At 31.7% G+C, this 12,774-nt stretch carries 10 protein-coding genes; 3 read left to right on the top strand and 7 right to left on the bottom strand.

Annotation, left to right across the window (positions count from 1 at the left end; all coding sequences use genetic code 11):
• Positions 1-55 precede the first annotated feature (55 nt).
• The 3 genes from C8N27_RS09880 to C8N27_RS09870 all read right to left on the bottom strand — a co-directional run bounded on the left by C8N27_RS09880 (position 56) and on the right by C8N27_RS09870 (position 3,642).
• Positions 56-1,375 (bottom strand): 4Fe-4S dicluster domain-containing protein, encoded by a 1,320-nt coding sequence (locus C8N27_RS09880; protein ID WP_244174742.1) that lies wholly within the window; start codon positions 1,373-1,375, stop codon positions 56-58.
• 45 nt (positions 1,376-1,420) lie between these two features.
• On the bottom strand, positions 1,421-2,386 hold the full coding sequence (locus C8N27_RS09875) for an MlaD family protein (RefSeq protein ID WP_099216249.1): 966 nt from the start codon (positions 2,384-2,386) through the stop codon (positions 1,421-1,423).
• Between the two features lie 65 nt (positions 2,387-2,451).
• Positions 2,452-3,642 carry an N-acetylmuramoyl-L-alanine amidase family protein gene (locus C8N27_RS09870; protein WP_121147215.1) on the bottom strand — a complete coding sequence of 397 codons (1,191 nt, stop codon included), beginning with the start codon at positions 3,640-3,642 and terminating at the stop codon, positions 2,452-2,454.
• A gap of 94 nt (positions 3,643-3,736) precedes the next feature.
• Between C8N27_RS09870 and C8N27_RS09865 the strand changes: the two genes are divergently transcribed.
• On the top strand, positions 3,737-6,439 hold the full coding sequence (locus tag C8N27_RS09865) for a putative LPS assembly protein LptD (protein WP_208639315.1): 2,703 nt from the start codon (positions 3,737-3,739) through the stop codon (positions 6,437-6,439).
• Between the two features lie 62 nt (positions 6,440-6,501).
• Entirely contained in the window at positions 6,502-6,882 is a 381-nt protein-coding gene (locus C8N27_RS09860) for a Rid family detoxifying hydrolase (protein ID WP_121147214.1), read from the top strand.
• Between the two features lie 58 nt (positions 6,883-6,940).
• Here the strand turns inward: C8N27_RS09860 and C8N27_RS09855 are convergent, their stop codons facing one another.
• The 3 genes from C8N27_RS09855 to pfkA all read right to left on the bottom strand — a co-directional run bounded on the left by C8N27_RS09855 (position 6,941) and on the right by pfkA (position 9,369).
• On the bottom strand, positions 6,941-7,303 hold the full coding sequence (locus C8N27_RS09855; protein ID WP_099216252.1) for a methylglyoxal synthase: 363 nt from the start codon (positions 7,301-7,303) through the stop codon (positions 6,941-6,943).
• A gap of 66 nt (positions 7,304-7,369) precedes the next feature.
• A complete protein-coding gene (gene gap / locus C8N27_RS09850; protein WP_121147213.1) occupies positions 7,370-8,362 on the bottom strand; it encodes a type I glyceraldehyde-3-phosphate dehydrogenase in 993 nt (330 codons plus the stop codon).
• Positions 8,363-8,385: 23 nt separating this feature from the next.
• The gene (gene pfkA, locus C8N27_RS09845; RefSeq protein WP_028891044.1) at positions 8,386-9,369 is read right to left on the bottom strand and encodes a 6-phosphofructokinase; all 984 of its coding nucleotides are present in this window, start codon (positions 9,367-9,369) and stop codon (positions 8,386-8,388) included.
• A 130-nt stretch (positions 9,370-9,499) separates the two neighbouring features.
• Between pfkA and C8N27_RS09840 the strand changes: the two genes are divergently transcribed.
• Complete coding sequence (locus tag C8N27_RS09840) at positions 9,500-11,227, top strand: sodium:solute symporter family protein (RefSeq protein ID WP_121147330.1); 1,728 nt, start codon at positions 9,500-9,502, stop codon at positions 11,225-11,227.
• Positions 11,228-11,264: 37 nt separating this feature from the next.
• Here the strand turns inward: C8N27_RS09840 and C8N27_RS09835 are convergent, their stop codons facing one another.
• Positions 11,265-12,635, bottom strand: a complete 1,371-nt coding sequence (locus C8N27_RS09835) for a tetratricopeptide repeat protein (protein WP_099216254.1) — start codon at positions 12,633-12,635, stop codon at positions 11,265-11,267.
• Positions 12,636-12,774 lie beyond the last annotated feature (139 nt).

Here is a 12,774-nt window from a genome sequence, read left to right as displayed (position 1 = left end):
AACCTCAAACTAACGAGGTTATTTTTTAATTTTTACGGAATGAAATAGTTAAAAACTACTCTTCGTCTTTCCAGTTTAATCTATCCATTTGACTATACTGCCAAGGCGCTCCATTATTTTCAATATTGGTCATCATCATATTTAACTCCTGTGGAGCTGCTGATTCTTCCATTACTAAATAACGACGCATATCCATAATAATAGATAATGGATCGATACCAATAGGACATTCTTGCACACAAGCATTACAACTTGTACATGCCCATAATTCTTCTGGAGTAATATAATCGTTTAATAATTGCTTTCCGTCATCTTTAAACTCACCTCCATTTTCATCAATATTCTTTCCTACTTCTTCTAAACGGTCACGTGTTTTCATCATAATAGCACGTGGTGATAATTCTTTTCCTGTTAAGTTTGCAGGACAAGATGATGTACAACGCCCACACTCGGTACAAGTGTATGCGTTCATTAACTGCACCCAGTTTAAATCAGTTACATCAGAGGCTCCAAATTTTTCTGGCTCCCCTTCTTCTTCTCCTTCTTCAGGCATAGCATATGGGTCAGCGTCTGGATCCATCATCATTTTTACTTCCTTCGTTACCGCTTCTAAGTTATTAAACTGTCCTTTAGGATTTAAGTTTGCAAAAAACGTGTTAGGGAAAGCTAATAAAATATGTAAGTGCTTAGAGTAGTATAAATAGTTTAAGAAAATTAAAATTCCTACGATATGTAACCACCAAGCTGTTTTTTCAATAGTATGCAACGATTCATTAGAAAAACCATCAAACCAAGGTGCTATAAACTGAGAAACTACATTTCCTACTCCTGCTTCTTGAAAATGTACATCTGTCGCATTCATTACCAAGAACAAAGTCATTAATACCATTTCAAAATATAGAATAATATTACCATCATTCTTTGGCCAACCTTCCATTTCTTTGTTCCAAAAACGTTTTACTTTCTCTATATTTCTACGGAACCAAAAAATTGTTACAGCTACAAAAACTAGTAATGCTAACACTTCAAAGTTTCCTATCAAGAACCCGTATAAAGCATCTCCAATAATTGGTTGAAAAACACGATGTGTACCAAATAATCCATCAATAACGATTTCTAACATTTCGATATTGATTAAAATAAACCCAACATATACAACTATATGTAAGATACCTGAAACTGGACGTCGTACCATTTTATATTGCCCTAAAGCTATTTTTGCCATGTTTTTCCATCGCTCAGGCTTTCTATCCGTTCTATCAATGTCTTTTCCTAATTTGATGTTTCGTATTAACTTACGAACATTCATTACAAAATACCCGATACCTGCAATTAAAATAAGTGCAAAAAAAATGTTTGGTACGTATTTCTCCATCGTTCTTTAATTATTAAGTTTTGTTAGATTTATAAAAACGTAAGCTTATTTATTACTTACATTTTTGGTATTATTCTCTTCGTTATACGGCTTTGCTTTTTTCCCAAATAATGAGAAGTGTACAAAACGTTTTGGGTTTAGTTTCATTTCTCTTAACAACTCTTCTAACTCTTTTGAAGCATTGGTAAGATTAGTATACATTTTTTCATCAGTCATTAACTTCCCTAGAGTTCCTTTTCCTGATTTCATATTAGCTAATAAACCATTAACATTTGCTAAAGTAGCTTCTAGTTTTTTTACTGATTCTCCTAAGTTAGCATTTGCTAAATCATCTGATACTTTAGAAAAATTGTCAGTTATCTTTTTGGTATTAGCCAAGGTAGCATTTAAGTTACCTTTATTATCTGCTAATAATGAATTTACAGAAGATAATGTTTTACGAACATCAGAAATAGTCCCTTCTAAACCTAAAATACTTCTGTTTAAACTCTGACGAGATTTTTCGTCTAATACTTGATTAAATCCTATTAACAAAGAATCTGCTCCTACTAAAACATTTTCTAGCTTTGCTTGAATAGGGTTTAATTTTTCACCTACTGATGAAAATATATCTGACTCAACCTCTCCTTTTAAATAATCTCCTGACTTAGCTATTTCTCCATCATATTTAGGAACAATTGCTAAATTTTGACCTCCCATTAAGCTTGCTGAGTAAATCTTAGCAATACTATTTTTTGAGAAATTAAAGTCGGTATCTAATGAAATTTTAACAATTAAGTTTCCTTTTTTATCTGGATTATCATTGAATCTAATTTCATCTACTTTTCCTACTTTCAAGCCATTAATGGTAACAGAGCTAGCTTCGTTAAGACCATTAATATTATTGTACTCTACAAAAAAGTGCCTTGCATTAGCACTGAACAAATCTTGTCCTTTTAAGAAGTTATAACCCCAAATAAATAGCGCAATAACAACGACAGCAACAATTCCTGTTTTTAGTTCTTTAGACATAGAATATATTTATACGAGCGAAAATAATAATAATTTTGGGAGTATAAATATAGAACACCTCTAAATTAACGGTTTTTCAGTGCTTCTTTTATTGAAACTCGCTTTCCATTTTTAAAAGCGACTACCCAAGCATCTTTATATCCTTTACTTCTTACCTCTGGTAAAACCTTCTTTATTCCAGATAAACTTGGTGAATTTCCGTAGTAATATTTGTAGTAATCATCTATAAATAAAGACTCAACGTTTTCTAACCCTTTAAAACTCTTTGTTGAAAGTTTTTTTCTAGACGCTGCTATTTGTACTCTAAACACAACTCCTTTTGATACGGTTTTTGGTTCTGTAGTTTTTGCCTTTGGTCTAGTTTCTTTTTTAACCACTTGCTTAGGTACTTCTTTTTTTACAACTGGTTTAGAAATTTCATTTTCTACTAACGGCGCATTAACTGTTAAAGTTTCACTAATTGTATTCAGCTTTAATCGCTCAAAATACTTTCTTATTGCTTGAGCTATTGATTTGGCCATTCTTATTTGCCCTTTTCTAGAATTTAGAAATTTACCTTCATTTTTATTTGTTAAAAAACCTAACTCTATTAGAACACTTGGCATAACAGTTTCTCTTAACACTAAAAAATTTGCTTGTTTTACCTTTCTATTATTTCTTTTTATAGCTACAAAGTTATTTTGAACTAAACCTGCAATTCCTAAGCTATTTTCAAGGTTTTCTTCTTGTAGTACAGACAATCCTATTACTGATTCTGGTGAATTTGGGTCATAATCATAATTCTGCTTATAATTATCCTCTAATAAAATTACCGAGTTCTCTTTCTTAGCAATCTCTAAGTTCTCTTTATTTCCACTCAATCCTAACACAAAAGTACTTGCTCCGTGCGGATCAGGTCTTCTAAAAGCATCACAGTGGATGGATACAAATAAATCTGCTTTCTTATCATTTGCTATTTTAGCACGGTTGTGTAACTCAACAAAAACATCTTTTTTACGAGTATAAACTACTTCAATATCCTTTGAAGTTAACAACTCCTTACCTACATCTAGTGCTACTCTTAAAGCTATGTTTTTTTCTCTAAAACCATTTCCTAGGTTTCCAGGGTCTTTTCCTCCATGCCCTGCATCTAAGACAACAGTATATTTTTTTTGTGCTGAAACCGATAATATTCCTCCATATAAAATAGTTAAAGAGGTTAGAATGATTAAGCTTAATTTTGAGATATTATATTTACGGAAATTTAAGAATTGCATCAATAAAATTTAACTATTTTTGGTTTTTAAAATATAGGCATTCAAATAGCACGCCAAAGTTTTTAAATATAACACAAAAATAGTATTAATAATATTGCGAGCAAATCCAACTTACATACTTTTAGCTTTCTATCTTTTTTGTTTTCAATTAAGTAATGCGCAAGAATTTGGCAAGAAAGGCATTACTCCTCAAAAACCTAATAAAGACTCTATTTTTTCTAGTCCTAAAGACACCTTAATTGGTTTAAAAAATAATGCTCTTGTTAACAAAAAAAGAGACACTATTGCTAACGACTCTATTAAACCAAAAGAAGTAATTGATGGTATAATTACTCACGATGCTGAAGATTATACTATACAAAGTGCCAAAGACAAAACTATTACCTTATATAATAAAGCCCATGTAACTTATACTGATATTGATTTAAAAGCTGGAATTATTATTCTAGATTATAAAAACAATATGGTATACGCTAAAGGTATAAAAGATAGTACAGGGTATCATCAAAGACCTCAATTTAAACAAGGTGGACAAGAATCTGAACAAGATTCTATTTTGTTTAACTTTAAAACAAAAAAGGCTTTAGTTTATGGTGTTAAAACTGATCAAGCAGGGATTATTACTTACGGAGAGAAAACAAAACGAGTAAACGATTCTACCATATATATGCGAAGGTTACGTTTTACTACTTCAAAAAAGAAAATTCCAGATTATTATATTCAAACAAATAAAGCAAAACTAGTTCCTGGTAAAAAAATTATTGTTGGTGGTAGTAATTTAGTACTAGCAGATGTACCAACTCCTGTTTATTTACCTTTTGCTTATTTTCCTTTAACAGATAAGAGAACCTCTGGTTTTATTATTCCTTCTTGGGGAGAAAGTAATAACCAAGGTTTTTTTATGCAAAATGGAGGATACTATTTTGCTTTAAGCGACTATTTTGATTTAACTGTATTAGGGGATTTATACACTAATGGTAGTTGGGGATTAAATGCTTCCTCCAACTATTATGTTCGTTATAAATTTAGTGGAAATTTTAGTGTTCGTTTTGAAAATATTATTCAAGGTATACGTGGTTTAAGCGATTATCAAAAATCTACTAATTTTAACCTTAGATGGAGTCATAGTCAGGATGCTAAATCAAGCCCTAACTCTCGTTTTTCTGCCTCTGTTAATCTAGGAAGTAGTAAATATTATCGTCAGTCTTTGAACGAATTTAATAGTTCTCAGTTTTTAAACAATACATTGAGTTCTTCTATTTCTTACTATAAAAACTTTGTTGGCACTCCTTTTAATGTTAGTGTAACAGCTACTCACTCACAAAATACCAACACCGAGTCTATTACCATGACACTTCCTTCTTTACAACTTAATATGGATCGTATTTATCCATTTGCAGGAAAGGGAGGAATTAAAAAGAACGCTATTCAGCGAATGGGACTTAACTATAGTATGCAAGGTCAATACCAGATTAATACTACTGATGATGAGTTTTTCACTTCTAAAATGTTTAAAACAGCAAAAAAAGGAGTTCAACATAATTTAAGTACAAACACAAGTTTAAAAGCTTTCAAATATTTTACACTATCTCCTAGCGTAAACTATAAGGATGTTTGGTACTTTGATCAAATTAAAAAACGATACGATCCAACTGCGGTAAACAAAGATGGTAATTTTGGCGCTGCTGTTAATGATACTATCAGTGGTTTTACTCGTTATAATGAATATAACTTTGGTGTTTCTCTATCTACAAACATATACGGTACATTTAACTTTAAAAAAGGACGTTTAAAAGCAATTCGTCATACAGTTAGACCCTCTATTTCATACGGATATCGTCCAAATTTTGCTGATGATTACGATTTAACAGTTCGTCAAAGCTCTGATCCTAATGACTTATTAACCTATTCTCCTTTTGAAGGTGGTATTTATGGAACACCAGGAAGTGGAGTTTCAAACTCTATTGGTATTTCGGTAAATAATGTTTTAGAAGCTAAAGTAGCCCCTAAAGACCCTGACAGTGATGAAGAAGATAAAAAAATCACGATTCTTAACAACTTAAATTTTAGCACAAGCTACAACATAGCTGCCGATAGTTTACGTTGGTCTCCAGTAAGAGCAAATGCTGGTACACGTCTTTTTAAAGACAAGCTTGCTTTAAACATGAATGCTACTTTTGATCCATACCAAGTAAACAGCAAAGGACAAAGAATAAATAAATTTAACGGGAGTCTTCTTAGAATGACTAATTTGGGTGTAACAGCAAACTACTCTATTTCTAGTAAAGATTTTGAAAAGAATAAAGATGGTAAAGATGACTCAGATAATAAAAATGGTAATGGTGCACAAGACACTCCTGATGTTTTTGGAGAAGGTATAGGCCCCACCAATGGCTTTCCTAACAATAGAGGTAATAAAAAAGGTGAAAGCGAAACCAAAGAAACCGAGCTATACAGAGCTAAAATACCCTGGACTCTTAATTTAGCTTATAGTATGAGCTATACAGATAACGGCTTAGAAAGTAAAATTGGTAATAACACATTAATGTTTAGTGGTGATGTTGAGCTTTCTCCTAAATGGAAAGTTGGTTTTTCTTCTGGTTACGATATCAAAGACAACGCTTTTACCTACACAAGATTGAACTTCTCTAGAGATTTAGATAGTTGGCGATTCAATTTTAACTGGACTCCTTTTGGTGTTAACTCATCTTATAATTTCTTTATTGGGGTGAAATCTTCAGTATTAAGTGACTTAAAATGGGATAAAAACAAACCACCAGATAGAGTTTTATTCTAAAGTTAGAAAAATCTAACTTTTCCTTTTTAACAAAGCAAACAACTTTATAAACTCAAACTAAAATGAAAAAAATAATCACAACTGATAAGGCTCCAGCTCCAATTGGACCATATAATCAAGCTGTACTTAGCGGAAATACTTTATATACTTCTGGACAAATAGCAATTAACCCTAAAACTGGTGAGTTAGTTTTGGATTCTATTGAAGCAGAAACAAAACAGGTAATGCAAAACATGAAAGAAGTATTAGCTGCTGCTGAAATGACTTTTGAAAACGTTATTAAGACTTCTATTTTTATTTCAGATATGCATAACTTTTCAAAAATTAATGCTGTTTATGGTGAGTATTTTGATGATGCTACAGCTCCTGCTCGTGAAACTGTGGAAGTTGCTAACTTACCTAAGTTTGTAAATGTAGAAATTAGTATGATTGCTGTTAAGTAAGCCAATCTTAAAAACATGAATAAATAAAAAATCCACTTTTTGAAAGTGGATTTTTTTATTATATCGCTTTTATTAATAATTCTGCTGTTGATGGATTTGTAGCTAACGGTACATCGTGAACATCACACAAACGCATTAACATAGAAATATCTGGTTCATGTGGATGCTTTGCTAAAGGATCTCTAAAAAATAATACCATTTGACATTTCCCTTCTGCTACTCTACCAGCAATTTGTGCATCACCACCAATAGGCCCTGATAAATATTTTGTTACCTCAAAACCTGCTTTTTCTGCTTTCTCTCCTGTTGTTCCCGTTGAAATTAACTGAACACTTTTTTGACGTAAAACTTCTTTGTGCTCATTTAAAAACTGAACCATTTCAGCTTTCATTCCATCATGTGCTATAATTGCTATTTCCATAAATAGTGTTTAAAAAAGTATTCCCGCAAAAAGCGGGAATACAATATTACAAAATATTTTATGCTTTTATAAAGAAGCTGAATACTCTAGTAAATCTACAATTTTAGTAGCATATCCAAACTCATTATCGTACCAAGAAATTACCTTGAAAAAGTTTTCGTTTAACTCTAAACAAGCATCGGCATCAATTACTGATGTTCTTGTTTCTGAAACAAAATCTTGTGACACTACCTCATCTTCAGTATACCCTATAATTCCTTTAAATTCACCTTCTGAAGCTTCTTTTAATGTTGCTAAAATTTCTTTTAACGAAGTCGCTTTATCTGTTCTAAACGTTAAATCAACCAAAGAAACATCCGCTACAGGAACTCTAACAGCCATACCTGTTAATTTACCTTCTAATTCTGGAATAACCTTTGTTACAGCTTTTGCTGCTCCTGTTGATGTAGGTATAATATTGTTAACTACTGAACGTCCTCTTCTCCATTTTTTGTTAGGTCCGTCAACTGTATTTTGTGTTGATGTTGCTGCATGAACCGTAGTCATCAAACCTTCTTTTAACCCAAAGTTATCGTGAATTACTTTTGTTAATGGCCCTAAACAATTTGTTGTACACGAAGCATTTGAAAAGATATTTTCATCAGCTGTTAATTCTTTATGGTTTACCCCCATAACATACATATTAGCATCTTTAGAAGGCGCTGAAATAATTACTTTCTTCGCTCCTCCTGTAATATGCATTGCTGCCTTATCTTTATCTGTAAAGAAACCTGTAGATTCAATTACATACTCTGCTCCGGCTTCATTCCATTTTAAATTTTCAGGATTTCTTTCCGCAGTTATTCTTATTGTTTGTCCATTTACAACTAAGTTTCCATCTTTTACTTCAACATCTCCTTCAAAACGTCCATGAACAGAATCATACTTCAATAAATAGGCTAAATAATCTACATCTAACAAATCGTTAATAGCCACAACTTGAATGTTGTCTCTTTTCATTGCAGAACGGAATGCTAATCGACCAATTCTTCCAAATCCGTTAATTCCTATTTTTATCATTATTTAAAATTTTATATTCATATTTAAGTGGTCATAATATCAGATACGCGTAATAATTCGGTATCAATATTATGTTGACCTTTGATTGCTTTTTCTAAATCGGTAGAAATTACTTTATTATCTTTCAACCCTACCATCAAATTTGTTTTTCCGTCAAGTAATAATTCAACAGCACTTACACCTAATCTACTTGCTAAAACTCTATCGAAACAAGATGGAGAACCTCCTCTTTGCATATGTCCTAACACAGAAACCCTTACCTCATATTCAGGTAAATTTTCCTCTACATAATCAGCCAGTTCAAATACATTTTTTCCAGTTTTATCTCCTTCAGAAACTACTACTATACTTGATGATTTTCCTGATCTTCTACTTTTCTTTAACGATTCTAACATTCTTTCTAACCCTAAATCTTCTTCAGGAATTAAAATCTCTTCAGCTCCTGCACCAACACCTGCATTTAATGCTATAAACCCAGCATCACGCCCCATAACCTCAACAAAAAAAAGTCTATTATGAGAAGAAGCTGTATCTCTAATCTTATCAATAGCTTCTACAGCTGTATTCAAGGCTGTATCGTAACCAAGCGTATGACTTGTTCCTGAAATGTCATTATCTATTGTTCCTGGAATTCCTATAATGGGGAAATTGAACTCTTTGTTAAAAATCACTCCTCCTGTAAAAGAACCATCTCCTCCTATTACTACTAAAGCATCTACATTATTCTTTTTTAAGCTTTCATAAGCCTTCTGTCTTCCTTCTTTAGTTCTAAAATCTTTTGATCGAGCCGATTTTAATATCGTTCCTCCTTTATGAATAATATTATTTACACTCCTAGCGGTTAAAGGAATTAAATCTCCTTCTATCAATCCTTGGTACCCTCTATAAATCCCCATACAGTCTGTACGATAATAGGCACAAGTCCTTACAACAGATCGTATCGCGGCATTCATTCCTGGAGCATCCCCTCCAGAAGTCATCACTGCTATTTTTTTTATTTTTCTCATAAAACGAATATCAAATTTACTCAATTTTAGTCATTTTTAAGTAAAAAACAACAAATTCATTTTTGCATTTTAATTGAAATTTAACGTTTCATTTTATTTGGTTACTTTTAGCCAACAAATAAAACAAACTATGCTATTAACCTCTCTTGATTACATTATTATTTTCGGATTTTTTATTCTTTCATTACTTATTGGTCTTTGGGCTTCAAAATCAGCAGGTAAGAATAGTTCTGAATTCTTTTTATCAGGAAGAAACATGCCATGGTGGTTATTAGGAGTTTCTATGGTAGCAACTACATTTGCTGCAGATACTCCTGGATTGGTTACCGAATTAGTTAGAAAAAATGGTGTTTCAGGTAACTGGGTTTGGTGGGCAATGCTTCTTACAGGAATGCTTACCGTGTTTTTTTATGCTAAGCTATGGAGAAAATCAGGTATAACTACCGATTTAGAGTTTTATGAGTTACGCTACTCTGGCAAAATGGCTAGCTTTTTAAGAGGTTTTAGAGCTATTTATTTAGGTGTTATTTTTAACGTAATTACAATGGCAGGTGTTTGTTTGGCTGGAGCTAAAATTGCTAATATTTTATTAGGAATATCACAAGAAGAGACACTATTGTATTCTTCAATAATTGTTGTTATTTATTCTTCTTTAGGTGGATTAAAAGGTGTGTTACTTACTGATTTTGTTCAGTTTTTAATTGCTATGATTGGTTCTGTTTGGGCCACTATATATATTGTTAGTTTACCAGAAATTGACGGGCTTTCAAATTTATTAACGCACCCAAACGTAAGTGATAAACTAGCAATGTTTCCTGATTTTTCAGACAAAGAAGCTTTAATTACTTTATTTATTATTCCTTTTGCTGTACAATGGTGGAGTACTTGGTACCCTGGAGCTGAACCTGGTGGAGGTGGTTATATCGCACAACGTATGTTGGCCGCCAAAGATGAAAAAAATGCTACATGGGCTACTTTATTTTTCAATTTTGCGCATTATGCATTACGTCCTTGGCCATGGATTATTGTAGGCTTGGCTTCATTAATTATTTTTCCAAGTTTAGAAAGTATGAATCAAGCATTTCCTGGTTTAACTACTGAAATGCAAGGACACGATGTGGCTTATGCTGCAATGATGACCTATTTACCAGCAGGTTTATTAGGAATTGTATTGACTTCATTAATCGCTGCTTTTATGAGTACAATTTCTACTCAATTAAACTGGGGTAGCTCATATGTTGTAAATGATTTTTATAGTAGGTTTATTAATAAAGAGGCTTCTGAAAAGCAAAAGGTAGTAGTTGGTAGAATATCAACTGTAGTTTTAATGTTATGTGCTGCTCTTTTTTCTTTCTACTTACAATCAGCCAAAGGAGTTTTTGATTTACTACTACAAATTGGTGCAGGAACTGGACTGTTATTCATTTTACGTTGGTTTTGGAGTAGAATCAACCCGTATAGTGAAATTGCTGCAATGGCTATATCTTTTATAATTGCTGTTTTCTTTTTTATCAATGGAAAAATGGAATCTCCATTTATTCAAATTGTGGGTTATTGGCAATTAATTATTGGTGTTTTGGTTACTACAGTAGGTTGGGTTATTGTAACCCTTTTAACACAACCTACCGATGCTAAAACTCTAGAAAAATTTGATAATATTATTTTTGAGGGCGATAATAAGTTTAAAAATGTTGGATATAAAATTGTAGGATTTATAACTGGAACTATAGGTGTCTACAGCTTCTTATTCGCCACTGGAAATTGGATTTATGGTAAAATAGTTCTTGCTACAACACTTTCAATAATCACCTTAATTTGTATTTTAATTTTAAGGAAAATATGGAAGTTTGTTTCTTAACACAATTAATCCTTACAAATGTTAGATACGAAAACCTTTATTGAACAGCTTTATCATAATTAGATATAATTTTTTGTATTCTTTTGTTTTCAAAAACAGAAGGATACAACTCTTTTACAATTGTATGATACTCAAAATCGATAGTTAAAGCGTTATTTAAATGTGTTACACTATATTCCTCTTTACCAAGAATCATAAATAACCCACAAAGTCTATACTCTATTTCTGCAAATTCTTTATACGTTTTCTTTGCTTGAATTAATATTTTAAGAGCTTCATTAAATTCCCCTAAAAACAGTAGAAGGTCAGCCAATGCAACATATATTTCAATTTCTCTATCTCCAAGTGATAAGCAAGTTCTAAAAGCTTTAACAGATTCTTCGTAAAAATTGAGTTTTAAATTGATATCTCCGTAACGTCTCCAGTATAAAACGTTTGCCTCATCTATATGTATAGCTTTATTAATGTAATACAGTGCTTTTTGATAGTTCTCTTGATTATAACAAGCATTTGTTAACAAAATCCATCCTCTATCTAAAAGTGGATCTTCATGTACTGCTTTTTTATAAAAGTGTATTGCTGTTTGTGTATTCTCAAGTTTCTCGTAACACTCTCCTATTCTTATGTAGGCATAAGCTGTTGGATCATCTAGTTCTAGTGTAACTAAATAATTTTCTATAGCTTCTTCATATCTCTTTAACTCTTCTAAAGATTTTGCTTTCTCTAAATACCCCCCTATAAAACTATCATCAATCAACACTGCATAATCAAAGGCTGTTAAAGCTTCCTTAAACAAACCTAACTCAAAATATTGCCTTCCTAATTGATGCCACGCAACTTCGCAGTAAGGATTTTTATCTAAATATGAGTTTAAAAATTTTATCGCATCCTCATGACTATCTTGCATATCAAAACAATATACAATATTGTATAACGATGAATAGTCTTCATAATCTACCTCAATACATTTAGCAAAGTTTAAACGTGCATTTTCAAAATCATCCAGGTATAGATACTCCATACCTATCATAGACCAAATATCAGACGGGTCTTCTATATATTGCAAAGATTCTTTTAAAATAGCAATTGCTTCAGTGTGCTGTTTCTTTTTAGATAAGATAATTGCTTTTTGAATAAATACCTCATCATTATGAGGTTCTACAGCCTCAATATTAGATAGCATCTTAATTGCTTCATGCAATTCGTCTTCAAAAATTAAAATTTCTACTTTCATTAATTTTAATTGAATTGAAGATGGATGCTGTTCTAAACCTAGCTGTACAGCTTTTTTTGCCAACGACTGTTTACCTATATTTAAATAATGCTCTATAATTGTTTCAAATTCTACAGCATCAAAAAAATATACCTCATTGGTTTTCAACATGGATTCAAATTTTGATAATGACATAGGCTACAGATTTGAATTTATATAAATTTACTACAAGAACAGTACCTAATTACCTATTTGCTTATTTCTTTTCAACAATTTAATTAACAATAATAAGCTCTCTTTCTTATTAACACTAAGTTATTTGAAAGAGTTAATT

Source organism: Tenacibaculum discolor (assembly GCF_003664185.1).
GTDB classification, from domain to species: domain Bacteria; phylum Bacteroidota; class Bacteroidia; order Flavobacteriales; family Flavobacteriaceae; genus Polaribacter; species Polaribacter discolor.
The sequence above is the reverse complement of the archived record's forward strand: the minus strand, read 5'-3'. Positions and strand labels throughout refer to the sequence as shown.

What these genes read in the sequence shown, in the direction of transcription:
- C8N27_RS09870 (WP_121147215.1), bottom strand. Translation starts at nt 3,642, where the DNA reads ATGCAATTCTTAAATTTCCGTAAATATAATATCTCAAAATTAAGCTTA.
- C8N27_RS09875 (WP_099216249.1), bottom strand. Translation starts at nt 2,386, where the DNA reads ATGTCTAAAGAACTAAAAACAGGAATTGTTGCTGTCGTTGTTATTGCG.
- C8N27_RS09840 (WP_121147330.1), top strand. Translation starts at nt 9,500, where the DNA reads ATGCTATTAACCTCTCTTGATTACATTATTATTTTCGGATTTTTTATT.
- C8N27_RS09860 (WP_121147214.1), top strand. Translation starts at nt 6,502, where the DNA reads ATGAAAAAAATAATCACAACTGATAAGGCTCCAGCTCCAATTGGACCA.
- pfkA (WP_028891044.1), bottom strand. Translation starts at nt 9,369, where the DNA reads ATGAGAAAAATAAAAAAAATAGCAGTGATGACTTCTGGAGGGGATGCT.
- gap (WP_121147213.1), bottom strand. Translation starts at nt 8,362, where the DNA reads ATGATAAAAATAGGAATTAACGGATTTGGAAGAATTGGTCGATTAGCA.
- C8N27_RS09880 (WP_244174742.1), bottom strand. Translation starts at nt 1,375, where the DNA reads ATGGAGAAATACGTACCAAACATTTTTTTTGCACTTATTTTAATTGCA.
- C8N27_RS09835 (WP_099216254.1), bottom strand. Translation starts at nt 12,635, where the DNA reads ATGTCATTATCAAAATTTGAATCCATGTTGAAAACCAATGAGGTATAT.
- C8N27_RS09855 (WP_099216252.1), bottom strand. Translation starts at nt 7,303, where the DNA reads ATGGAAATAGCAATTATAGCACATGATGGAATGAAAGCTGAAATGGTT.